At 38.3% G+C, this 23,472-nt stretch carries 29 protein-coding genes; 25 read left to right on the top strand and 4 right to left on the bottom strand.

Features of this window, described 5'->3' with window-relative positions; genetic code table 11:
* Positions 1 to 6: 6 nt before the first annotated feature.
* Complete coding sequence (locus ACM66U_RS08535) at positions 7 to 1,392, top strand: N-acetylmuramoyl-L-alanine amidase family protein (RefSeq protein WP_418640536.1); 1,386 nt, start codon at positions 7 to 9, stop codon at positions 1,390 to 1,392.
* A gap of 14 nt (positions 1,393 to 1,406) precedes the next feature.
* Here the strand turns inward: ACM66U_RS08535 and ACM66U_RS08530 are convergent, their stop codons facing one another.
* The 3 genes from ACM66U_RS08530 to ACM66U_RS08520 are packed head-to-tail and all read right to left on the bottom strand — an operon-like array spanning position 1,407 to position 5,108.
* On the bottom strand, positions 1,407 to 2,486 hold the full coding sequence (locus ACM66U_RS08530; protein WP_151899892.1) for a DHH family phosphoesterase: 1,080 nt from the start codon (positions 2,484 to 2,486) through the stop codon (positions 1,407 to 1,409).
* A gap of 10 nt (positions 2,487 to 2,496) precedes the next feature.
* Entirely contained in the window at positions 2,497 to 4,683 is a 2,187-nt protein-coding gene (gene flhA / locus ACM66U_RS08525; RefSeq protein WP_418640535.1) for a flagellar biosynthesis protein FlhA, read from the bottom strand.
* A 20-nt stretch (positions 4,684 to 4,703) separates the two neighbouring features.
* A complete protein-coding gene (locus ACM66U_RS08520; protein ID WP_151899894.1) occupies positions 4,704 to 5,108 on the bottom strand; it encodes an RrF2 family transcriptional regulator in 405 nt (134 codons plus the stop codon).
* 162 nt (positions 5,109 to 5,270) lie between these two features.
* On the opposite strand from ACM66U_RS08520, the gene rpsO reads away from it, so the two are divergent.
* Positions 5,271 to 5,546 (top strand): 30S ribosomal protein S15, encoded by a 276-nt coding sequence (rpsO, locus tag ACM66U_RS08515; protein WP_151899895.1) that lies wholly within the window; start codon positions 5,271 to 5,273, stop codon positions 5,544 to 5,546.
* Between the two features lie 63 nt (positions 5,547 to 5,609).
* On the opposite strand, the gene kdsB is transcribed toward rpsO, so the two are convergent.
* Positions 5,610 to 6,326, bottom strand: a complete 717-nt coding sequence (gene kdsB / locus ACM66U_RS08510) for a 3-deoxy-manno-octulosonate cytidylyltransferase (protein ID WP_418640534.1) — start codon at positions 6,324 to 6,326, stop codon at positions 5,610 to 5,612.
* Between the two features lie 55 nt (positions 6,327 to 6,381).
* Here kdsB and ACM66U_RS08505 point away from each other — a divergent pair, with 55 nt between their 5' ends.
* From ACM66U_RS08505 to atpC, 23 genes are all read left to right on the top strand, one after another.
* On the top strand, positions 6,382 to 7,077 hold the full coding sequence (locus ACM66U_RS08505; RefSeq protein ID WP_151899897.1) for a tRNA1(Val) (adenine(37)-N6)-methyltransferase: 696 nt from the start codon (positions 6,382 to 6,384) through the stop codon (positions 7,075 to 7,077).
* A complete protein-coding gene (locus tag ACM66U_RS08500; protein WP_151899898.1) occupies positions 7,065 to 7,445 on the top strand; it encodes a YkgJ family cysteine cluster protein in 381 nt (126 codons plus the stop codon). Before ACM66U_RS08505 ends, ACM66U_RS08500 begins: the two co-directional genes overlap by 13 nt.
* The gene (locus ACM66U_RS08495; RefSeq protein WP_418640533.1) at positions 7,438 to 8,733 is read left to right on the top strand and encodes a hypothetical protein; all 1,296 of its coding nucleotides are present in this window, start codon (positions 7,438 to 7,440) and stop codon (positions 8,731 to 8,733) included. The genes ACM66U_RS08500 and ACM66U_RS08495 overlap by 8 nt, the downstream gene beginning before the upstream one ends.
* Positions 8,730 to 9,533, top strand: coding sequence for an indole-3-glycerol phosphate synthase TrpC (trpC, locus tag ACM66U_RS08490; RefSeq protein WP_418641411.1), 804 nt, complete (start codon positions 8,730 to 8,732; stop codon positions 9,531 to 9,533). The genes ACM66U_RS08495 and trpC overlap by 4 nt, the downstream gene beginning before the upstream one ends.
* Positions 9,520 to 9,870 (top strand): hypothetical protein, encoded by a 351-nt coding sequence (locus ACM66U_RS08485; RefSeq protein WP_151899900.1) that lies wholly within the window; start codon positions 9,520 to 9,522, stop codon positions 9,868 to 9,870. Before trpC ends, ACM66U_RS08485 begins: the two co-directional genes overlap by 14 nt.
* Before the next feature lie 3 nt (positions 9,871 to 9,873).
* Positions 9,874 to 10,977 (top strand): succinyl-diaminopimelate desuccinylase, encoded by a 1,104-nt coding sequence (gene dapE / locus ACM66U_RS08480; RefSeq protein WP_346389039.1) that lies wholly within the window; start codon positions 9,874 to 9,876, stop codon positions 10,975 to 10,977.
* A complete protein-coding gene (locus ACM66U_RS08475) occupies positions 10,974 to 11,405 on the top strand; it encodes a DUF255 domain-containing protein (protein ID WP_418640532.1) in 432 nt (143 codons plus the stop codon). Before dapE ends, ACM66U_RS08475 begins: the two co-directional genes overlap by 4 nt.
* Entirely contained in the window at positions 11,383 to 11,775 is a 393-nt protein-coding gene (locus tag ACM66U_RS08470; protein ID WP_151899902.1) for a RidA family protein, read from the top strand. The genes ACM66U_RS08475 and ACM66U_RS08470 overlap by 23 nt, the downstream gene beginning before the upstream one ends.
* 97 nt (positions 11,776 to 11,872) lie before the next feature.
* A complete protein-coding gene (rplU, locus tag ACM66U_RS08465; protein WP_151899903.1) occupies positions 11,873 to 12,181 on the top strand; it encodes a 50S ribosomal protein L21 in 309 nt (102 codons plus the stop codon).
* 19 nt (positions 12,182 to 12,200) lie between these two features.
* Entirely contained in the window at positions 12,201 to 12,458 is a 258-nt protein-coding gene (gene rpmA / locus ACM66U_RS08460) for a 50S ribosomal protein L27 (RefSeq protein WP_151899904.1), read from the top strand.
* 149 nt (positions 12,459 to 12,607) lie between these two features.
* Entirely contained in the window at positions 12,608 to 13,708 is a 1,101-nt protein-coding gene (gene obgE / locus ACM66U_RS08455; RefSeq protein ID WP_151899905.1) for a GTPase ObgE, read from the top strand.
* A gap of 4 nt (positions 13,709 to 13,712) precedes the next feature.
* Complete coding sequence (proB, locus tag ACM66U_RS08450) at positions 13,713 to 14,474, top strand: glutamate 5-kinase (RefSeq protein WP_346389015.1); 762 nt, start codon at positions 13,713 to 13,715, stop codon at positions 14,472 to 14,474.
* Positions 14,475 to 14,476: 2 nt separating this feature from the next.
* A complete protein-coding gene (gene fmt / locus ACM66U_RS08445; protein ID WP_418640531.1) occupies positions 14,477 to 15,391 on the top strand; it encodes a methionyl-tRNA formyltransferase in 915 nt (304 codons plus the stop codon).
* Positions 15,372 to 16,007, top strand: a complete 636-nt coding sequence (locus tag ACM66U_RS08440) for a biotin--[acetyl-CoA-carboxylase] ligase (protein ID WP_418640530.1) — start codon at positions 15,372 to 15,374, stop codon at positions 16,005 to 16,007. The genes fmt and ACM66U_RS08440 overlap by 20 nt, the downstream gene beginning before the upstream one ends.
* The gene (locus tag ACM66U_RS08435) at positions 16,004 to 16,786 is read left to right on the top strand and encodes a ParA family protein (protein WP_151899909.1); all 783 of its coding nucleotides are present in this window, start codon (positions 16,004 to 16,006) and stop codon (positions 16,784 to 16,786) included. The genes ACM66U_RS08440 and ACM66U_RS08435 overlap by 4 nt, the downstream gene beginning before the upstream one ends.
* Positions 16,786 to 17,634 carry a ParB/RepB/Spo0J family partition protein gene (locus tag ACM66U_RS08430; protein WP_346389012.1) on the top strand — a complete coding sequence of 283 codons (849 nt, stop codon included), beginning with the start codon at positions 16,786 to 16,788 and terminating at the stop codon, positions 17,632 to 17,634. The genes ACM66U_RS08435 and ACM66U_RS08430 overlap by 1 nt, the downstream gene beginning before the upstream one ends.
* 84 nt (positions 17,635 to 17,718) lie before the next feature.
* Complete coding sequence (locus ACM66U_RS08425) at positions 17,719 to 18,141, top strand: FoF1 ATP synthase subunit B' (protein WP_151899911.1); 423 nt, start codon at positions 17,719 to 17,721, stop codon at positions 18,139 to 18,141.
* A gap of 9 nt (positions 18,142 to 18,150) precedes the next feature.
* Positions 18,151 to 18,663, top strand: coding sequence for a F0F1 ATP synthase subunit B (locus tag ACM66U_RS08420; RefSeq protein ID WP_193150191.1), 513 nt, complete (start codon positions 18,151 to 18,153; stop codon positions 18,661 to 18,663).
* A gap of 1 nt (position 18,664) precedes the next feature.
* Positions 18,665 to 19,198 (top strand): F0F1 ATP synthase subunit delta, encoded by a 534-nt coding sequence (locus ACM66U_RS08415; RefSeq protein WP_151899913.1) that lies wholly within the window; start codon positions 18,665 to 18,667, stop codon positions 19,196 to 19,198.
* Positions 19,199 to 19,221: 23 nt separating this feature from the next.
* Complete coding sequence (gene atpA, locus ACM66U_RS08410) at positions 19,222 to 20,739, top strand: F0F1 ATP synthase subunit alpha (RefSeq protein WP_151899914.1); 1,518 nt, start codon at positions 19,222 to 19,224, stop codon at positions 20,737 to 20,739.
* Positions 20,740 to 20,749: 10 nt separating this feature from the next.
* Positions 20,750 to 21,640, top strand: a complete 891-nt coding sequence (gene atpG, locus ACM66U_RS08405) for an ATP synthase F1 subunit gamma (protein WP_152184473.1) — start codon at positions 20,750 to 20,752, stop codon at positions 21,638 to 21,640.
* A gap of 11 nt (positions 21,641 to 21,651) precedes the next feature.
* Positions 21,652 to 23,046: a F0F1 ATP synthase subunit beta gene (gene atpD, locus ACM66U_RS08400; protein WP_418640529.1), complete on the top strand. Its 1,395-nt coding sequence runs from the start codon at positions 21,652 to 21,654 to the stop codon at positions 23,044 to 23,046.
* A 27-nt stretch (positions 23,047 to 23,073) separates the two neighbouring features.
* Entirely contained in the window at positions 23,074 to 23,466 is a 393-nt protein-coding gene (atpC, locus tag ACM66U_RS08395) for an ATP synthase F1 subunit epsilon (RefSeq protein WP_151899917.1), read from the top strand.
* Positions 23,467 to 23,472 lie beyond the last annotated feature (6 nt).

The raw sequence follows: 23,472 nt of genomic DNA, 5'->3' as shown, positions 1-23,472 counted from the left end.
TACTGTATGGTAAAAGTTTTTGCTCTCATACTTTTTTTTATTACTGTTTTACATGCTGTCAATGATCAGGAGATTTTAAAAAGGGCAGATTCTTTTTTAAAATCTTCGAGTAAAAGCAATCAGTTTCGTGCATATAATGATTATAAAAATCTGTATTTAAGAGCATTGTTGAACGGAGATAAAAAACTTAAACACTCCGCTCTAAAAGGGATAATCTCCAGTGGACATAAATTACATATTGATGTAAAAAGATATGAACAGGAGTATAAACACCTCTCCCCTGCGTCCAGAAAAAATTACAAAGCAAAAAAAAACATTAAAGTCACATCTTCACATAAATTAAAATCAGTTCGCTTTTATAATAAAAGACTGGTATTACAGTTTGATAAAAATCTTCAAAAGAAACAGGTGAACTATTTTACGCTCAATGATAAAAAAAAGAGCATCTATAAATATGTTTTTGATATACATGCTTCCATGTTGAAGAAGTCAAATACTCTCAAACAAGAGGGGGTTGATAAAATTAAACTGGCACAGTACAATCCAAATACATTGCGGTTGGTTATTCAAAACAAAACTCCTTTAAAAATCCGTTTTTTCAAAAAAGGCAAAGAGCTTTCTATAAAAATTATCAACAAGTCAGTAAAAACAAAGAGTGTTGCAGTATTTAACAAATACAGGAAAAAGTCACCCAAAAGACTCGACAGAAATAAAATCATAGTCATAGATGCAGGGCATGGCGGAAAAGACCCGGGAGCCATAGGATACAGAAAATACAGAGAAAAAATTGTGGTCTTAAGTATAGCAAGAGAGTTAAAGCGTATACTTCGTGCAAGAGGTTTTACAGTGTACATGACACGCGACAGTGATCGCTTTATAAAATTAAGAAACAGAACAAAATATGCAAACAGAAAAAATGCAGATATTTTTATCAGTATCCATGCCAATGCAGTTGGACGCAAAGATGCCAAAAAAGTTTGTGGACTGGAATGCTATTTTCTTTCAACATCCCGTTCAAGCAGGGCAAAAAAAGTGGCAGAAATGGAAAATTCGGCAGATTTGGATGAGATGGACTATTACGGAAAGCAAAGCTTTTTAAATACTATAAATTCACACAATATTGTTGCATCGAACAAGCTGGCAATTGATCTGCAAAGAGGGGCGTTAGCAACACTCAAAAGCAGATATAAGAATGTGAAAGATGCAGGGGTCAGAGAAGGACCGTTTTGGGTGCTTGTAGGGGCACAAATGCCTTCTGTTCTGGTAGAAGTCGGATTTATAACACATCCGACAGAAGCCAGACGGCTTGTAAGCAGAAGTTACCAAAAAACAATGGCACAGGGGCTTGCCAATGGAGTGGAACGCTATTTTATAAACTCTCAAAAAAGATAAAGCAGCCTTGAGGCTTAGTCCTCTTTTTTATATTCCAAATCCCCGGCAACAGCTTCTTTGTCGTTGATGACTTTTTCAATCTGCTGTTTGACTTTGTCATAACGGAACTGCTCTTTGAATCCCATAATTCTTCCTCCGGCAGCATTTGGGTGCCCTCCGCCGTTTGCCCACTCTTTGGATATCTGTGCAACACTTACCTTGTCGCTTGCACGCAGACTCATTGTTCCCCGATAGCTGACATCCACAATGAAATCATATTCAGGGTAGGCTGTTAAAAATCCGTTGCCGACTATGGAGGTGTTTCCTATTCCATAACTCAGGTAGCCTCTGTATCCCTTGTAATAGATTGTTTTTTCACTTCTGGCTTTGCCCATAAGTTCAACGACATACCGTGTGGCAAGATTGTCGAGTGTATCATCTTTGTCGCGTCTGAAAAAATTCTTTTTTAAAGAGTGGATTTTTTCATCAAGTAAAATAGGGGCATCAGGTTCATGAATGAATTTTGCCGCTTCATGCAACAGTGTGAGTTTGTAGTTTGAATCTTCATCAGGAAACATAATTCGGTTGAGCTCTTTTGTTTCTGTCACAAGACGCATACAGACTTTCCCGTATTCAAAATTGTCATGTTCTTCCTGTTTCCATAAATCTACTGCATTAACAACATCAACATACTTCTCCATCCATGCAGGTTCGTTGAGCTCAAAGTGTTCTTTTGCATAGTCATAGGTGATTTTTGTAGCGCAGCGGCTGGTATCAAGATAGTACCATTCATGTTTTTTTGCACTCTCTTCCCCGCTTCCATGGTGATCAAGAAGTTGTAATTTGACATCAAATGCACCGTCATTCATTTTTTTTACTTCATGGCTGAGCCAACGGGATTCATCCGCTGTAAGATTCAGGTCCGTGATAAGTATGTAAGCTTTTTCTTTTGCTTTTCTGATGTTTTCCAGCATAAGGTCGAGCTTTTGTTTCACTTCTGCTCCGTAATTGGAGTTGTAGTTAAATCTTTTGTACGGTGTGTACTGCATGACCAGCTGGCAGCTGTAGCCATCCAAATCAATGTGTGAAAGATGATGAATAGTTCTGTTTTTCATTTGTACCCTTTTAGTTATTTGTTTCTTGTGTTTGAATTGAAATAGAGCCCATCACTTCAAATGTAGCACTCGAATCAATTTCTGCATGAGAGAGTGTTACAACATCAAGAGAAAATCTCTCAAATATTTCTGCAACACTGCGACGGATTTGTGGATCGACGATAATAATAACAGGGGAAATCCCTTTTTGCAGTAAGTCTGCAGCCTTTGTGCTTGTTGCCTGAATCAGGGCATTTATTTCTCCTACATTGAGCATGAGGTTTCTCACACCGTCTTGTTCTTGTGATTTTTGCAATAACAACTGCTCAGTCTGTGTATCAAATGTCAAAAGGCGTATCACCCCGTCATCCCCTGCATACATTTGGGTAATGACGCGAGAAAGTCTGGCTCTTACCTGTTCTGTTATAAGGTCAACATTTTTTGTGTATTCGGCGATATCTGCAACTGTCTCCAAAATAGTAAGCATATCTTTGAGCGGAATTTTTTCATGCAACAGTGCTTTGAGAACTCTTTGAATAAGACCGATAGAAGCCACTTTTAAAACGTCATCAATGATTACAGGATAATCATCTTTTATTTTATCAATAAGTGACTGTACTTCTTGACGGGTTAAAAGCTCTTCGGCATTGCGTTTGATGAGTTCGCTCATATGTGTGGAGATGACTGTAGCAGGATCAACAACGGTGTATCCGTTGATAATGGCATCTTCTTTTTGTTCCGGTGCTATCCACAGGGCGTCGAGTCCAAAAGCAGGTTCTTTTGTCGGTTCTCCCTGAATCTCTCCTGTAGCCATACCACTGTCCATCGCAAGAAATTTATCAGGCATGATCTCACCCTCACCGATTGCAATGCCTTTAAGCAGTACCTGATATTGGTTAGGTTTGAGATGTAAGTTGTCACGTATTCTGACCTGCGGCATTAAAAATCCATAGTCATTTGCTATTTTTCTTCGCATGGAACGGATACGTTCAAGCAAATCACCACCCTGGGAACTGTCGGCCAGTTTTATAAGTTGATATCCCAAAGTCAATTCAAGCATTTCTACTTTGAGTATGTCATCAAGCGCATTTTCTTCCTCTTTTGCAATTTCTTCGTTCGTTTTTTTCGGTTTGATTCTCTCTTTCTCTTTTTCTGTCTCTTCTTTTGTCTTGACACCAAGGAGATTCTCAACATCCAAAATGGAAAGTTCCCCTTTTTCATATTTGTAGATAGACCACCCAAGCAGGGCGAATATCATTCCGACAAATCCCATAGAAGCAGTAGGCAGGCCAGGAACAAGAGCAAACAGGAGCATGATAAAGCCGACTATCATCATAATCTTTGCATTTCCGATCATCTGTGAAATAGTGCCTTCGGCAAAATTGTCACCGTCACTTGAGGAACGGGTAATGATAATACCGGTTGCAGTTGAGGTAATGAGTGCCGGAATCTGGCTGACAAGACCATCCCCGATTGTAAGGAGTGTGAAGGTAGAAGCACTGTCTGCAACGCTCATATCGTACTGAAAAACACCGATGAGAAAACCGCCGATGATATTTATAAGAGTAATAATAATACCTGCAACAGCATCGCCTTTGACAAATTTTGAAGAACCGTCCATCGCCCCGTAAAAATTGGCATCCTGAAGAATTTCTGCACGGCGTTGTTTTGCTTCGGCATCATCAATGAGTCCTGCATTTAAATCCGCATCAACCGCCATCTGTTTTCCGGGCATAGAGTCAAGTACAAAACGTGCTGCAACTTCTGCAACCCTTGTGGAACCTTTTGTGATAACCATAAAGTTTATAAGAACCAAAATGGAAAAAACGATAATTCCGATAACATAGTTTCCTCCGACAACAAAATCACCAAAACTTGTAATAACATCACTGACCTGTTCCGGTCCCTCATAACCGTGACTTAAAATCATTCTGGTTGTCGCAATGTTGAGTGAAAGCCTAAAAAGGGTGAGAATCAGTATAAGTGTCGGGAAGGTAGTCAAGTCTGTCGGTTTTGGTACATATAATGAAATAAGCAAGATTAAAACAGACAAGGCAATTGAAATTGTCAGCAAAACATCCAATATCGAAGAAGGCAGAGGAACAATGATAATGGCGAGTATTGCCATTACAAAAAAGACAACACCAAGATCACGTTTGCCTAGTAAAAAGTTAAGGGAGGTTCCGATTTTTTGTTTTGTTGTCAATTTTCTTGCCAAGTGTCAGTGTCTCACCAAATTTAGTCGTCGAGTAAGTCTGCCAAAGTCAAGTTTGCCAAAAACAAATCTATTTTCCCCTGGAGTTTGTGTAAAAAAGGCCATATTGTACATGTACTGGCTTTTTCGGAAGGACAGTCTTCCAAAGAGGGAGCACACTCAAAAACAGTAGGTGCTTTGCCTTCTACGCAGGACGCGACACTAAGCATATTGATATCTTTGGGATCTTTGTTGAGTGCAAAACCACCATTGACACCTTTGTATGAGTTTAAAATCTGCGCTTTTGCCATAGACTGAAGAATTTTTGCCAAAAAACTTTTGGAGATAGAAAGCTCTTTGGAAAGAGTATCACTGTCCATTGGCGCTTCTGCTTTGCAAAGCAGTATAAGTGATAAGATGGCATATTCGCTGGCACGGGTTATAAGCATGTATTTACTTTCATTATTTAAACTTTTAAAATGATATTATATCCAAAATTACTGCTGAAATAAACAAAAATAAAATTTAAAGAAAAGTTTTGCTATAATCACGCTTCAATTCTTCTGCATTGTGCATTTGAGTTAGATTATTATACCTATCAGGAGGCTATTATGGCTTTAGATTCGGCTAAAAAACAAGAAATAGTTGCGAAATACGGTCGCAGTGAAAATGACACTGGTTCAAGTGAAGTTCAAATTGCACTTTTAACTGAAAGAATTAAAGAGTTAACAGAACACTTAAAAGTTTTCAAAAAAGATCACGCATCTCGTTTGGGATTACTGAAATTAGTTGGTCAGCGTCGTCGTTTGATGAAATACTTCAAAAGAAAAGACAAAGACGCCTATATGAAACTCATCGAAGATTTAGGCATCCGTGACAATATCTAAGTTTTAAACTTTTTCTTTAGAAGTCCCTTTTAAGGGACTTCTTCCTTACATGTAAACTAATTTTTATAAAAAAATCTCAATCGCCCTTTGTAAATCATCTTTTGTATCTATACCAAAACCCGTACTCGCCACTTTGACCATAGCTATATTTTTTCCATGGTATATTGCACGAAGCTGCTCTAGTTTTTCTATGTCTTCAACAGGGGCATCAGGGAGTGAACAAAACTCTTTTAAGCTTTTTTTAGAAAAACCGTAAATACCGATATGTCCGAAATAGACAGCTTCTCCGCTTTGATTGAATGGTATTTTAGCACGGGAAAAATAGACGGCATTGCTGTTTGCATCGAGCACAACTTTGACGAGATTGGAATCCTCTGCCGCTTGTGCATTAACAGCGTTGTAGCAGCTTCCCATAATAAAATCTTTTTTTTCTTTTTGCAGTTCTTTGAGTTTTTGTATAAGGGACTCAACAACATCAGGCTCTATAAAAGGTTCATCTGCCTGTACATTGATAATAAGTTCTTCATCCGATAAATTTAAAATAGTGGCACATTCATGAATTCTGTCCGTACCGCTTTTATGTGTTGTGGATGTCAGCATAGCTTTGATTCCATGCTTTTTACATGTAGTAATGATGCGTTCATCATCGCACGCGACAACTACATCATCCAAATGTGATACTCTTTGTGCCGTTCTTACTACCATAGGCAAGCCTCCTATGTCTGCTAAAACCTTTTGCGGAAACCGTGTGGATGCCAATCTTGCCGGAATAATAATCATATTAATCTGCCCTTATGATATAATTGCAATATTATAACCCAAGGGACTTTAATTCATGCTTCTTTACCAACCGGATTCTGGTTACTGCTATAACAGCGACTCTCTTTTTTTGTACGATTTTATCAACTCTTTTCATCCCAAAGGGAAAGTTTTGGATGTAGGTGCAGGTTGCGGAGTGGTAGGACTGCTTGTTGCAAGAGACAATGAAAAAATAGAACTTGAAGCAGTGGAAAAGCAGGAAGTTTTCAGGCATTTTTCAAAAACGAATGCCCGAGTCAATAAAATAGCGTATAGACTGCATGAGTGTGATTTTTTGGATATGCAAGAAATACAGAAATATGACTATATTATTTCGAACCCGCCGTTCTATCCGGCTGGTGTACAAAAAAGCCAAAATGAGATATTATTTAATGCACGCTATAATGTACACCTCCCCTTAGAGAAGTTTTTTAAAAAGGTATCGCGTTTGTTGCGGCCACATTCACATTTTATATTTTGTTATGATGCGACTCAGTTTGGAAATGTCTGCGTTGAACTTGAGAGAGTCAAAATGAAGATAGTGGATGTGCAGTTTGTCCACCCCAAAATTGACAGGAGTGCATCACTTGTAATGATACATGCAAGAAACGGTTCAAAGGCAATGATGAAGGTCTGGCCTCCATTGATAAGTTTTGAGGGAGACAATCCTTCACAAAAAGTACAAAACATTTATAAAAAAGCCAATACACAGAGTATAAAATGTCAAATATAATAAAAAAAGAAAATTATCCCTATGCTTTTGATGCCAGTGCATGTGCTGCATGCGAAGGCAGATGCTGTACAGGGGAGAGTGGTTATATATATGTCACTAAAAATGAAATATTTGCAATTGCAGAAGTTTTAGCAATGGATGTTAATGAATTTGCGTTAAAATATCTCTTTAAGAAAGGGTATAAATACTCTATCAAAGAAAATAAAATCAATGACTCCTATGAATGTGTTTTTTATGACAGAAAAACAAATGGGTGTAAAATATACAGTGCCCGTCCAAATCAGTGTAAAACATTTCCTTTTTGGGATTATTACAAAACCAGAGTTGATGAGCTAAAACTTGAGTGTCCAGGAATAATAGATGATTAGAATTCTCCTTTTAGTAACAGTGTCGCTGTTTTTTGTTTCATGCTCAACGCATCCCAGACCGATAAGTCCAAATGAAAAAGCTTTTGAGGGTGAAGATCTCTATATCATGCTTGCGTTAAATGCTGAACTTACAAAACATTATGATGTGGCGGCAAAGCGTTTTGAAGAACTTTATGACAAAGCATCCAAAAAAGAGTATCTGTATCGCTCTTTGCATAACTACCTTTTGGCAAAAAAGAATGAAAAAGTGATTGAAAAAGTTGATGAGATAACAGAGGGTACTTTCTCTGATCCAGCGCTTATCCGTCTAAAAATCATTGCTTTGACGGAAATGGGAAAACTCGATTATGCAAAAAAACTCTCAATAGCACTTGCAAAAAAAACACAAAAAGCAGAGGATTACCTTTTAGCCAGTGATGTGTATATCAAAAACCAGGAATTTGATGTAGCTTTAAAGTATCTTAACAGTGCGTATATGAAAGAGTATAACGAAAAAATACTTGATAAAATGGCAATTATTCTGTATGTTAATCTGCACAGGAAAAAAGATGCGATTGCCTATCTTGAGACACATACACGCATGCACGGATGCTCACAGCTTATTTGTAACCGTTTGATCGGAATTTACAGTAATGAAAACAATATTGAAGGTTTGCTCTCTGTATATAAAAGACTTTACAACTTAAAAAAAGACAAATCAGTCGCACAAAAAATAATCCGTATATATGCCTATAAAAGAGACTATGTCAAACTTATTGACTTTTTGGAAGAGACACATGCAGATGATACGGTACTTTTAGAACTCTATACGACAGGGAAAAATTATGCAAAAGCAAGTGCTTTGGCGCAGAAACTTTATGAAAAAAGCGGGGATATAAAATATTTGGGACAAAGTGCTGTTTATGAGTATGAAGCACACAGCAAGAAAATGACAAAAAAGCTTTTGGCGTCTATAGTAAAAAAGTTGACAAAAGTTACCAAAGAGACAGATGAACCACTCTATCTAAACTATTTGGGCTATATTCTGATTGATCATGACCTGGATATCAAAAAAGGTATGTACTACATCAAAAAAGTGTTAAAAACAAATCCGGATTCTGCATTTTATCTGGATTCGCTGGCATGGGGCTATTATAAACTTGGAAAGTGCGTTGAAGCGAAAAAAGTGATGGACAGAGTAGTCAATATGGAAGGCGGAGACAATCCTGAAGTACTCTTACATGTAAAGAAAATAGAGGCATGTTACAAAAAGAGTTTAGAACACAAAAAGGGGAAGAAGAAAAAATGATTTTAGATGATATTATTAAAAAAACAAAAGAAGATCTGATACAAAGAGAGAAAGAATTTTCTCTGGACTGGCTAGGCCGTTCTCTTGCATTCAATGCCAGACAGCCGCGTGATGTAATTCCGTTTTTAAAAGCTACAGAGGAAGACCCGTACAGAATTATTGCTGAGGTGAAAAAGGCCTCACCCTCAAAGGGTGTCATTCGTGAAGATTTTGATCCGCTCGCCATTGCTCAGGCGTATGAACGGGGAGGGGCAAGTGCTATTTCTGTTTTAACAGAACCGCACTTTTTTCAAGGTTCTCTTGATTATCTTGCAGGTATTCGCAGATATGTTTCTGTTCCTCTTTTAAGAAAAGATTTTATTATTTCAAAATATCAGGTACTTGAAGCTCTGGTTTTTGGGGCTGATTTTATTTTGCTTATTGCAGCAGCTTTAAGCAAGAAAGAGCTCAAAGATTTGCTGGGCTATGCAAGACACTTGGGATTGGAAGTTTTGGTTGAGGTGCATGACAAAAAAGATTTGCTAAAAGCTATTTATGCCGGGGCAGATATTATCGGAATAAATCACAGAAATCTGCAGACGTTTGAGATGAATATGAACCTTTGCTATGAATTGATTCCTTTAATACCAAACGGAAAAATTATTGTGGCGGAGAGTGGCATATACGAGCATGGACAGCTTGAAGATTTAAGCAAAGCAGGGGTTGACGCATTTTTGGTCGGTGAATCATTAATGCGGCAAGAAGATGAAGAGTTGGCATTAAAGAAACTGAAATTCGGAGAAAATTATGAAAAAAAATAAAATTATTATTCTGCTTTTTACACTCACAGTGTTCTTTTTGAGCGGATGTACGCAAGAAGCACAAAATAAAATAGGACGCTCTATCCAAAACTGGACAGGAACAAACGGTGTGCTTGATATTTATATGGGCGGCAAACTGGTGCAGAGATTTATCAAAATTGACAAACTTACCACAGCGACGAGTACAGACGGAAATACACCGAGAAACTACCGCTACGGGTATGGTTATATAGATACAAACAGAAATTTTGTAGTTGATAAAGGGGAGAAAAAAGTCTACTTTGAAATCAGTAATTATTCAACACCCTATGTGTTTTATGAAAACCCAAAGAATTAAATGATGGATGTGATTCAACTTTTTAAATATCTGATCAACTCAAAAAGTGAAACACCGGATGATGGCGGTATTTTGAATTTTGTTGAGGATTATCTTCCCGGTTTTGAAGCGATAAGAATTGATATTGAAGATGTTAAAAATCTTTTTATCTATAAAAGATTTTCCGAGGGTGAGCATCTCTGTTTTGCCGGGCATGTTGATGTTGTTCCTGCAGGAAAAGGATGGGATACAAACCCGTATGAAGCCGTGGAAAAAGGGGGCTATATATACGGACGGGGCGCACAGGATATGAAAAGCGGACTCGCCGCTTTTATTCAGGCTGTAAAAGATACGAAAAACTTTAAAGGCACGCTCTCTTTGCTTTTAACTTCGGATGAAGAGGGTGAAGCAACGAACGGTACAGTCAAAGTACTGGAATATTTGAAAAAGAACAATATGCTTCCGGATGCCTGTGTGGTTGCAGAGCCTACATGCGAAAAAGAGTTTGGCGATGCCATAAAAGTGGGACGCCGCGGTTCTATTAACGGCTACCTTACTCTTAAAGGAAAACAGGGGCATGCAGCTTATCCCGAAAAAGCGATAAACCCCATACACCAAATAGCAAAAGTTTTGGGTGATATGGCAGGTGTTGATTTGGATGAGGGAGATGAGTTTTTTGCACCTTCAAAGTTTGTCATTACCGATATTCGTTCTGGTATGCAGGTGACAAATGTTACACCCAATGAGCTGAAAATGATGTTTAATGTGCGCAACAATACAAAAACCACACAAAAAGAGGTAGAAGAATTTGTTGCCAGACATTTACAGGGATTGGACTATGAACTGCGTCTGACACAAGGTTCCTATCCTTTTAAAACAGATACGGATACGAAACTTGTCAAAAAAATAGACACGGCTATAGAAATGGTTACATGTAAAGTGCCAAAACACTCTACGGCAGGCGGAACAAGCGATGCAAGATTCATTGCACCTCTTGGTATAGATGTGGTTGAGTTTGGTGTAAAAAATGACACCATTCACTCGATAAATGAGAGAACAACACAAAAAGAGGTGCAAGATCTCTACAGCGTTTTTAAAACTCTTATCAGCGAGTGGAACAGGCAGTGAAATCTCTTTTTGTGCTGCTCTTTTTCAGTGTCACTCTTTTTTGTGCACCGCTTCAGTGGAGTCATGACTATTTGAAAGCATTGTCAGATGCAAAAAAAGAGCATAAGCTTATCTATGTGTTAATCATTTCTGACACATGCGGGTGGTGCAAAAAATTTGAAAAGACAACTTTGCAAAATACAAAGATTAGAGAGAGAGTTAATAAAGAATTTGTTACTGTTTTACTCTCAAGAGACAGACATGCAATACCGAAATTTTTGAAAACATCTCCTGTTCCAAGACACTATTTTTTGGATGAAACAGGAAAAATACTGTATGCATCTTTAGGATACAGAGACGAAGAGATGTTCAATGCATTTATGGACAATGCCCAGGAACATTATGAAATACTAAAGGATGAAAACTATGAAACAAGTAAAGACAGATAAAGCACCTTCGGCAATAGGACCCTATTCACAGGCAATCGTGGCAAACGGAATCGTTTATACATCAGGACAGATTGCGTTAACGGCTTCAGGCACAGATGAGCTGCTTCAAGAAGATGTGTCAATTCAAACAGTTGCAGTTTTAAAAAATCTTCAGGCAGTTTTGGAAGAAGCGGGAAGCTCTTTACAGGATGTGGTAAAAACAACAATTTTTTTGGCAGATATGGACTCGTTTGCCACAGTTAATGCAATATATGAAAAAGCATTCGGTGAACATAAGCCGGCACGCGCAACAGTAGCGGTAAAAACACTGCCTAAGAATGCTTTGGTAGAAATAGATGCCGTGGCATTAGTGACAGACTACTCTTTTTAAGTGGTATTTCTTTTTGTTTAATCAAGACTTAAAGCTTGAATGGGTATAATTCCGGACTTTTGTAGAAATACAAGCTAAAAATATGTAAGGACCATAGATGTACGCAATTATTAAAAATGGTGGTAAGCAGTATAAAGTTCAAGAGGGTGATGTTTTATCATTAGATAAATTATCTCTTGACACTGGTGCTACGGTAGAGATTAAAGAGGTTCTGGCTGTGAATGCCGGAGAGCTTAAGATCGGGACTCCTTTTGTAGAGGGTGCAGTTGTAACTGCTGAAGTTATTGCAGAAGGACGTGACAAGAAAGTTGTAATTTTCAAAAAGCGTCGTCGTAAAGATTCTAAAGTAAAACGTGGTTTCAGAAGAGACTATACTCGTGTTAAAATCACGAAAATAGCTGCGTAATAAATTAAGGAGATAAGTAATGGCACATAAGAAAGGTCAGGGTAGTACACAGAATAATCGTGATTCGGCTGGTAGAAGACTTGGTGTAAAAAAATTTGGTGGAGAGGCTGTAGTGGCCGGTAACATCATTATTCGTCAAAGAGGAACAAAAGTTCATCCAGGCAAAAATGTAGGTATGGGAAAAGATCATACTATATTTGCTTTGGTTGACGGTGTTGTTGCGTTTGAGCGAAAAGACAAAAAGCGTCAACAAGTTTCCATTATACCTGCTGCGTAATTTCTACAGTATAAAACCTCTTGTTTCCATCATATCCGATGGAAACATATTCCACAAAGAAAATTCAAAATATTTAATAAGTTACTTTATAATTCATAGTATTTTCTTAAGTATTTACAATGGCATAAAGCCATAAAAAGGATTCACGAATGTTTACAGATAGTGTCGAATTAACAGTTAGTTCTGGAAAAGGCGGGCAAGGGTGTGTGGCTTTTCGCCGTGAAAAGTTTGTACTCAATGGTGGTCCAAACGGTGGCGACGGCGGAAAAGGCGGTGATATATGGTTTAAGTGTGACAACAATACGCATACACTTTCACACTTCCAGAGAAAAATGCATATAAAAGCTGAAAACGGCAAACCCGGCGAAGGTTCAAACTGTACCGGAAAATCAGGGGCAAAAAAAGTCATTATTGTCCCACCCGGAACACAGATTATTGACCAGGAAAGCGGTGAAGTTCTTTTTGATATGGTTGAAGACGGACAGGAAGTGAAATTTCTGCAAGGCGGAAAAGGCGGACTCGGCAATACACACTTTAAGTCACCGACAAACCAAAGACCGACGTATGCACAGCCTGGTGAAAAGGGTGAAACGAGAAATATCAAGCTTGATTTGAAACTGATTGCAGATATCGGACTGGTCGGTTTTCCAAATGTCGGAAAGTCTACGCTTATTTCTACTGTGTCCAATGCAAGACCTGAAATTGCAAATTATGAGTTTACAACATTAACGCCGAAACTCGGTCAGGTAAATATCGGAGATTATGAATCATTTGTTATGGCAGATATTCCCGGAATTATCGGCGGAGCGCATGAAGGCAAAGGCCTTGGAATAGAATTTCTTCGTCATATCGAAAGAACAGAGATATTGCTGTTTATGATAGACTTGGCATCGTACAGAGATCTCAAAGAACAGATAGAGGTACTCAAAGACGAAGTAGCTTCTTTTTCGCAAAAGTTGGGCACTTCGCGATATGCAATAGCATTAACACGAACAGATATAGTGCCTCAAGAAGAAGTTTCCCAAAAAATCGCCGAATTTATCAAGATGCTTGATCTTGAGTCCAGCAAGGGAAGTGAATTTGATTTTGATGAGGATTTGCCTTATTTTATTCAGGGGAGTGTTGATGAAACATTAGGGTATGATAGAGAAAAACCTTATTTTGTTGTGCCTATTTCTTCCGCGATTAACAAAAATATTGAACCTTTAAAGTACGCACTCTTTAATTTAGTACAGCAAACAAGGCAGTAATTCCATGCGTGTTGTAGTCAAAGTAGGCAGTGCCGTCTTAACCCAGGATGGCAATATAGCACTTGATCGTATGCGTTCTCTCGTAGAATTTCTAAGCGAGTTAAAAAAAGAGCATGAAGTGATTTTGGTCTCTTCCGGTGCAGTTGCGGGTGGTTATACCGAGCTGAAACTTGATAGAAACAATATTGCGAACAAACAGGCTTTAGCTGCAATAGGCCAGCCTATTTTGATGAATAAATATGCGAACAAGTTTTCAAAATACGAAATACTGACAGCACAGGTGTTAGTGACTGCTGCAAATTTGAATACTCCTTCTGATATTAAGCGTGTGCGCGCAACTGTTGAAACACTTTTGCAAAACAGTGTGCTTCCTATTGTCAATGAAAATGATGCAACGGCAACAGATGAACTTGAACTTGGTGACAATGACCAGCTCTCAGCATATATAGCAAAAGACATGCAGGCCGATATGCTTGTGATTCTTTCAGATATTGATGCCTATTATGACAGCGATCCGAGAAAAAATCCCGAGGCAAAAGCATTCAAAACAGTAAACAAAATCAGTGAGGAAGAACTGCATAAAGAAGTCACTCCAAACAATGTTTTTGCAACAGGGGGTATCGTTACGAAACTAAAAGCCGCAGAATATCTTCTGCAGGCAAACATAGATACATTTCTTGCCAGTGGTTTTGATTTAAGTGATGTGAAAAGTTTTATGCTTGAAGGTTCCCACAAGGGCGGTACTCTCTTTACATGTAAAGGTTAGCAATGAAAAATATAATATTTATGGGGACACCTGAGTATGCCCAGAAAATTCTTCAAAAAGTAATAGCAACAGAAGATATAAATGTTGTTGCCGTCTATACACAGCCTGACAAACCTGTCGGGCGCAAAAAAGTACTTACGCCTCCTCCTGTGAAGCTTACTGCGCAAGAGCATAACATTCCGCTCTATCAGCCAAAAAAACTTCGGGATGAGGAAACTGTAAAAGAGATTCTTGAAATTCCCTGTGATTTTATAGTAGTGGCTGCATACGGGCAGATTTTACCACGAGAAATTTTAGATCATGCACCCTGTATCAATCTTCACGCTTCGGTGTTACCGCAATATCGCGGAGCAAGTCCGATACAGCAAACCTTGTTAAACGGTGACAAGACAACCGGTGTAACTGCCATGCTTATGGAAGAGGGGCTTGATACGGGTGACATTTTAAAAATCGAAAAAGTCTCTGTCAGTGAGGAGATGATGGTTGAAGAGTTGTTTGAAAAGCTTACACAGACTGCTGCTGATCTGACGATAGATGTGCTGCGCAATTTTCATATATATACGCCCAAAAAACAGGATGATGCACATGCTTCTTATTGTAAAAAAATAACAAAAGCAGACGGTGCAGTTGTCTTTGACAATGTGCAGGAGATTTATAACAAATACCGTGCTTTTACACCATGGCCGGGAATTTATCTTGCAAGCGGACTGAAACTAAAAGAGATACAGCTTGAAAAAAAAGATGAAGAACATGCTGATGCCGGCAAAATAACTGCAATAGACAAAAAAAGTATTGTCGTTACATGTAAGCAGGGGGCTCTTCGTATTTATAAGGTACAGCCACAGTCAAAAAAAGAGATGGATGTTATCTCTTATATTAACGGGAAAAGACTCGGACTTGAAGATACATTACTATAATACACTGCCATCAACGCAGCTTTTTTTAAAAGAACAGTTGAAAAACAAGAAGCTGACTGCTCCTGTGGCTGTGGTTGCAGATATTCAGACAAAGGGAATCGGCAGTCGAAATAACGAATGGAGTTCCCAAAAAGGAAATCTTTTTATGTCCTTTGCCCTGGATACAGAACAATTGCCTCATGATTTAAAATTAGAATCTGTGTCACTGTACTTTTCTTATCTGCTCAAAGAAACTTTATCTGAATTTGGTTCAAAAGTTTTTTTAAAGTGGCCGAATGATTTTTATATCGGTACAAAAAAAACAGGCGGAATGATTACAAACAGAGTAGACGATACACTTGTCTGCGGTGTGGGAATAAACCTTGTAACAGCACCACAGGGCTTTGCATCATTGGATATTGCGCTCAACAGAAAAATATTAATTGCAGCATATTTGAAAAATATAGAAAAAAAGGTTTTATGGAAGCAAGTTTTTAGCAAATATAAGTTAGAATTTGAAAACAACAAGGAGTTTTTTACCCATAGTGATGGTAAAAAAATATCACTTGAGTCTTGTGTACTCGAGAGTGATGGCAGTTTGAATATAAATGGTGAGAGGATATACAGCAGGCGATGAGTGAAGTAATAGTAATTGCAAATCAAAAGGGCGGAGTAGGCAAAACGACTACCGCTGTAAACTTGGCAGCGTCACTTGCTGTTGCAGAAAAAAAAGTGCTTTTGATTGACTCAGATCCGCAGGCAAATGCCACGACATCATTGGGCTTTCACAGAAATGATTATGAGTTTAATATTTATCATGTGCTTATAGGTACTAAAAAGCTCAAAGAAATTATTCTCAAATCAGATCTGCCTACGCTGCATTTAGCACCTTCAAACATAGGTCTTGTGGGAATAGAAAAAGAGTATTATGATGCAGACAAAGCCAAAGGGCGTGAACTTGTTTTGAAAAAAGCGATTGCAAATGTACAAAAAGAGTATGATTATATTATTATAGATTCTCCGCCGGCGCTTGGTCCGATGACAATAAATGCACTTTCAGCGGCAAACTCGGTCATTATTCCGATACAGTGTGAATTTTTTGCACTTGAAGGGTTGGCACAGCTTCTCAATACTGTCAAGTTGGTAAGAAAATCAATTAATCCGAAACTTGCGGTAAGAGGCTTTCTTCCAACTATGTTTTCATCACAAAACAATTTGTCCAAACAGGTATTTGCAGATTTGCGTCAGCATTTTAAAGGCAAACTGTTTAAAGATGCTGCAGATAAATATATAGTGGTACCGAGAAATGTAAGACTTGCAGAATCTCCGTCATTCGGAAAACCTGCAATTTTGTATGATGTAAAATCAAGCGGTTCTATTGCATACCAAAATTTAGCACAGGCGATTATACGATAATGAAGTCACAAAAATTAGGCAGAGGGCTGGATGCCCTTCTTGGAGAAATAGACGAGGCATATGAAAATGAAGGAAGCCAGTATGATGCTGTATTGGAGATTCCGCTCAAGGACATCCGACCGAATCCTTTTCAGCCAAGAAAATCCTTTGACGAAACTGCCCTTTTGGAACTTGCCGAATCTATAAAAAATGACGGACTGATTCAGCCTATAGTTGTAACAGAAGATATTGACGGATATATCTTAATTGCAGGAGAGCGGCGACTACGCGCCTCAAAGCTTGCAAAACTCAAAGAGATACGGGCAGTAGTTCTCAACTCTGATGAACAAAAAATGCGGCAATTCGCGTTGATTGAAAATATTCAAAGAGAAGAATTAAATGCTGTAGAACTGGCAGAGGCATATACAGAACTTATAAAGCTGCATGATGTAACACATGACGAACTTGCTAATATTATTCATAAAAGCAGAACCCATATAACAAATACTCTGCGTCTGCTGCAGCTTGCTCCAAAGACACAAAAGGCACTGGTTGAAAAAAAGATTTCAGCAGGACATGCAAAAGTAATGGTTGGGTTAAATGAAAAAGACCAGCAGCTGATACTCAATTCGATTATAGGGCAGAAACTGAGTGTACGCGAAGTTGAAGCTATGATAAAAAACATGAAAAATGTAGAGCCTGCACCAACTGAGTCTGTCAAAAAGAGCGATGCCGATTATGATTTTACACAGATAAAAGAAAAATTCAGTGCACTTGGATTCCATGTAAAGGCTTCTAAAAATAAAATAACCGTCAGTTTTGCATCACAAGATGAAATTGATGAATTTTTGACACATTTTAGAAACTAATCACTCAAATAACAAATTTATACCTCCATTTAACTATCGTTTCAATTTTATAATAGTATAATCACGCAACTTTTAGGAGGTGCTATGTTAGATATAAATCCAATACTACTTTTGGCTACATTTGTTGTATTTGTTTCCCTTATAGCCGTTCTGAACAGTTGGCTTTATAACCCATTACTTTCTTTTATGCAAAAGCGTGATGATGACATTAAAAAAGATCTTGAAAAAGTAGGATCAAATGACAATGAAATCAATGAGCTCAAAGCAAAAGCAGAGTCAATAATTATGAATGCCAAGCTGGAAGCTGCGGCCCTAAGAGAAAAAGTTATCGCGGATGCTAAGGAATTAGCTGACAGTAAGTTAGAATCAAAACGTGCTGAACTCGCGGCAGAGTATTTAGAGTTTGAGCAATCACTTGCAAAATCTAAAGATGAGTTGACTTCTGACTTAATGTCACAAGTTCCGGTATTTAAAGAAGCTGTAAAAGCTAAATTTAGTCAGATATAAAGGTGTAATGTGAGTAGAATTTTAGTATTAATGCTAATGATATCAACTTATGCATTGGCATCTGGGCACGAGCATGCAGGAACAGACATAGTTCAAAGAACTGTAAACTTCCTGTTATTTGCCGGGCTTGTTTGGTATCTAGTTGGGGAACCTGTAAAGAATTTCTTTGCATCAAGAAGTCAGGCAATAGCTGACGAATTGAAAAAGGTTCAGGAAAAGCTGAATGAATCAATCGCTCTTAAAAAAGAGGCATTGGCAAAAATTTCTGAGGCTGAAAAGTTTGCTGAAGAGTTGGCGATTGTTTCTAAAAAAGAGAACAAAATTTTGAATGACACGATTATTGCACAGGCAGAAAGTGATATTGAAGCTATGGTGAAAAAATTTGCTCTCAAAAAAGAATTTGAAGAAAAGAAAATGATTCGCAGTGTTGTTGAAGATGTCATAAAAGAGACATTGAAACAAAGCAGTGATAGTTTTGACAGAGAAACTATGGCTAATATCATTTTGAAAAAGGTTGCCTGATATGGAAGAACTGATTGCAAAACGATACATAAAAGCTTTAGGTATGGGTTCTGACTTAGCATCTATGCAAAATATGACAACAGTATTTTCTGCCTTGGCAGAGTCATTTAAAAATGACAAGTTTGTCAGTATTATTGCTAACCCAAGCATAAAAGCTCAAGAAAAATCAAAGATTTTGTTAGAGGCGGTAAAAAGTGCCAACTCTGATAAAATCAACAACTTTATCAAGCTGTTGGTAGAAAACAAACGTATCAATATTATTCCGGCAATTGCACAGGAATTGAAAAGTGATTTGGCAAAAGCGGCTAAAACTTATGAAGGTGTTATTTACAGTGATACAGATATCAATTCAAAAGTAATAGAAGAATTGAGTGCCGGCTTAGGCAAAAAGTATGATGTAACTATCAGCCTGACATTTGTTAAAAATGACTTTAACGGTATAAAAGTAGAAGTAGAAGGTCTTGGTATAGAAATTAATTTTTCTAAAGACAGAATAGACAGACAAATTATAGAACATATAATAAAAGCAATTTAACTTTCAATGAGAGGAGAACAATAGTGGTAGCAAAAATTCAAGCTGATGAAATCAGCTCAATAATTAAAGAGCGTATCGACAACTTTGAACTAAGTGTTGATATCAATGAAACAGGTAAAATTGTTTCTTATGCCGATGGTGTTGCGAAGGTTTACGGACTGAGCAATGTTATGGCAGGAGAAATGGTAGAATTTGAAGAGGGAACAAAAGGTTTGGTTCTAAACCTGGAAGAGAGCAGCGTTGGTGTTGTTATTCTCGGTTCTGGTCCTGAGCTTCGTGAGGGAATGAGCGTGAAGCGTTTGGGAACACTTCTAAAAGTTCCTGTAGGGGATGCCCTTCTTGGCCGTGTTGTAAATGCACTTGGCGAACCGATTGACGGTAAGGGTCCGATTGATACTACAGAAGTTCGTTTTGTAGAAGAAAAAGCACCTGGAATTATGGACAGAAAATCTGTACATGAGCCACTTGCAACGGGTATCAAAGCAATTGATGCACTTGTTCCGATTGGTCGCGGGCAACGTGAACTTATCATCGGTGACAGACAAACCGGTAAAACTACAGTTGCGTTAGATGCAATCATCAACCAAAAAGGCAACGGTGTTGTATGTATATATGTTGCCATCGGTCAAAAAGAGTCAACTGTTGCACAAATCGTTCGTCGTCTGGAAGATCACGGAGCAATGGAGTATACAATTATTGTATCTGCTACTGCTGCTGAAGCTGCTGCACTTCAATTTTTAGCTCCGTATACCGGTGTTACTATGGGTGAGTATTTCCGTGACAATGCAAGACACGGTTTGATTGTATATGATGATTTGTCAAAACATGCGGTTGCATATCGTGAAATGTCACTGATTCTTCGTCGTCCTCCGGGTCGTGAAGCATATCCTGGTGATGTTTTTTATGTTCACTCCCGTTTGCTTGAGCGTGCTGCAAAAATGTCTGACGAAAACGGAGCCGGTTCTTTAACTGCTCTTCCTATTATTGAAACACAGGCCGGAGACGTTGCGGCATATATTCCTACGAATGTTATCTCTATTACCGATGGTCAGATTTTCTTGGAAACTGACTTGTTTAATTCAGGTGTTCGTCCTGCGATCAATGTCGGTCTTTCAGTATCTCGTGTTGGTGGTGCTGCGCAAATTAAAGCTACAAAACAGGTGGCAGGTACATTAAGACTTGATCTTGCATCATTTAGAGAATTGCAGGCATTTGCCCAGTTCGCATCTGATCTTGATGAAGTTTCACGTAAACAGTTAGAGCGTGGACAAAGAATGGTTGAAATTCTAAAACAGGGGCCTTTTTCACCACTTCCTGCTGAAAAACAGGTTGTTATTATATTTGCCGGAAATGAAGGTTTCCTGGATGATATGGATGTATCAAATGTTGTTCGTTTTGAAGCAGAACTGTATCCGTTTATAGAAGCATCATATCCTCAGATCTTTGAAAATATCAGAAGTACTAAAAAAGTAGATGATGAAACAAAAACACTATTGATGAAAGCACTAGAAGAGTTCAAAGCCAGCTTTGTAGCTAACTAAGGAATAACTTATGGCAAACTTGAAAGATATTCAAAGACAGATTAAGAGTGTTTCAAACACTCAAAAGACGACTCGTGCGATGAAGCTTGTATCGACTGCCAAGCTTCGCCGTGCAGAAGAACTTGCAAAACGTTCTCGTCTTTATGCTCAAAAAATGAATCAGGTAATTGCCGAAATAGCTGGACGCATTAAATGTAGCAAAGTTGGCGGATTAGACAATCGTTGTTTTAAAAAGATTGAAAATCCAAAAATGGTTGACATCGTTTTTGTTACTGCTGATAAAGGTCTTTGTGGTGGTTTTAATATTCAAACAATTAAAGCTGTTAACAAACTTTTAAAAGAGTATAAAGAGAAAAACGTAAAGGTGCGTTTACGTGGTATCGGTAAAAAAGGTATAGAATTTTTTAACTACAATGAAGTTGAGATGTTTGACACAGTTGTAGGTCTTAGTTCTAAACCGGATAAAGAGAGATCTGATGATTTTATCATGACTTCTATCGCAGATTATAAAGATGGAAAGATTGATGCTCTACATATCGTATATAACGGGTATAAGAACATGATAACACAAGAGTTACATGTAAACACTATCTTACCTGTTGATACAGAGGCATTTGATTGTGACAAAATACAATCAAGCTCTATGTTAGAGATTGAAGCTGAAGATGAAGAGAAAATGCTTGATTCTTTAGTAGAAAAATATATTAATTACAATATGTACTACTCTTTGATTGATTCAGTTGCTGCTGAACATTCTGCACGTATGCAGGCGATGGATACGGCAACGAACAATGCAAAAGAGATGGTGAAAAACTTAAATGTTGAATTTAATAAAGCACGTCAAGCTGCTATTACTACAGAGCTGATAGAAATTATCAGTGGTGTGGAGTCTATGAAATAATGGAGAAAAATATGATTGGAAAAATTAGCCAGGTAATGGGTCCTGTTGTTGATGTTGATTTTGATGGTTATCTTCCAGTAATTAACGAAGCAATTGAAGTGAATGTTAATTTAGAAGGTAGTGAACATCGTTTGGTATTAGAAGTTGCAGCACACTTAGGTGACGGTCGTGTTAGAACGATTGCAATGGATATGAGTGAAGGTTTGGTTCGTGGTATGGACGCAAAAGCTACAGGTGCACCGATCAGTGTTCCGGTTGGTGAAAAAGTACTCGGCCGTATCTTTAACGTAATTGGTGAAACAATTGATGGAGGAGAGCAGGTTTCTGATGCTCCGACATGGTCAATTCACCGTGATCCTCCACCGTTGGTTGATCAGTCAACAACTACAGAGATGTTTGAAACAGGTATTAAGGTTGTTGACTTGCTTGCTCCATATGCAAAAGGTGGTAAAGTCGGACTCTTCGGAGGGGCTGGTGTCGGTAAAACAGTTATTATCATGGAGCTTATCCACAATGTTGCACACGGGCATGACGGTCTTTCTGTATTTGCCGGTGTCGGTGAGAGAACTCGTGAAGGAAATGACCTTTACTACGAGATGAAAGAATCGAACGTACTTGACAAAGTTGCACTGTGCTACGGTCAGATGTCTGAGCCTCCAGGAGCACGTAACCGTATTGCGCTTACAGGTCTTACTATGGCTGAGTATTTCCGTGACGAAAAGAAACTTGATGTATTGATGTTTATTGACAATATTTTCCGTTTTGCACAGTCAGGTTCTGAAATGTCAGCACTTCTTGGACGTATTCCGTCAGCTGTTGGATACCAGCCGACATTGGCTCGTGAAATGGGTGCACTGCAGGATCGTATTACATCAACTAAAAACGGTTCAATTACTTCTGTACAGGCAGTATATGTACCGGCAGATGACTTGACTGACCCTGCTCCGGCTTCAGTTTTTGCCCACTTGGATGCAACAACGGTTCTTAACCGTAAAATTGCGGAAAAAGGTATCTATCCTGCGGTTGATCCATTGGATTCAACTTCAAGACTGCTTGATCCGCAAATTTTGGGTGAAGAGCACTACAATGTAGCTCGCGGTGTACAGCAAACACTTCAAAAATATAAAGATTTGCAGGATATTATTGCGATTCTTGGTATGGATGAACTTAGTGAAGATGACAAAAATGTTGTTGAACGTGCCCGTAAAATTGAGAAGTTTCTTTCTCAGCCATTCTTTGTTGCAGAAGTTTTCACTGGTGCTCCAGGAAAATATGTTAAACTTGAAGACACAATTGCAGGTTTCAAAGGCATCCTAAACGGTGACTATGACCACATGTCTGAAAGTGCATTCTATATGGTCGGAAATATGGATGAAGCTATTGCTAAGAATGAGAAAAATAAATAAGCATATTGCTTAAGACAAAGGACTGTAATGGATACATTTAAACTTGAAATCCTAACGCCTGACGGTGAAATCTATAATGGTAAAGCTGTCAGTGTTGTTCTTCCTGGAAAAGAGGGAGAGTTTGGTGTTCTGGCAGGTCATGCATCTCTAACTACATTGTTAGAAGCTGGCGTGGTAGATATCGAAAAAGAAGATAAATCAGTCGAGTCTATTGTTGTTAATTGGGGTGTTGTTCAAGTTGATGAAGAAAAAGTTGTTATTTTGGTTGAAGGTGCTGCTGCAATTCGCGGTGAAACTGAATCTGAGATTGCGCAGGCACTTGATGCAGCAAAAAAACTTATTAATGAAATTGCAGATTCAAGCACTGCTATCGCATCAGTATCAGCAAAAATAGAATCTGCCGCACAAAAGTTAATATAGTAACCG

The sequence above is a fragment of the Sulfurimonas sp. ST-27 genome (assembly GCF_048081595.1).
Lineage (GTDB): Bacteria > Campylobacterota > Campylobacteria > Campylobacterales > Sulfurimonadaceae > Sulfurimonas > Sulfurimonas hydrogeniphila.
Note: the sequence above shows the minus strand (reverse complement) of the source record. Positions and strands in the feature narration are given on the sequence as shown.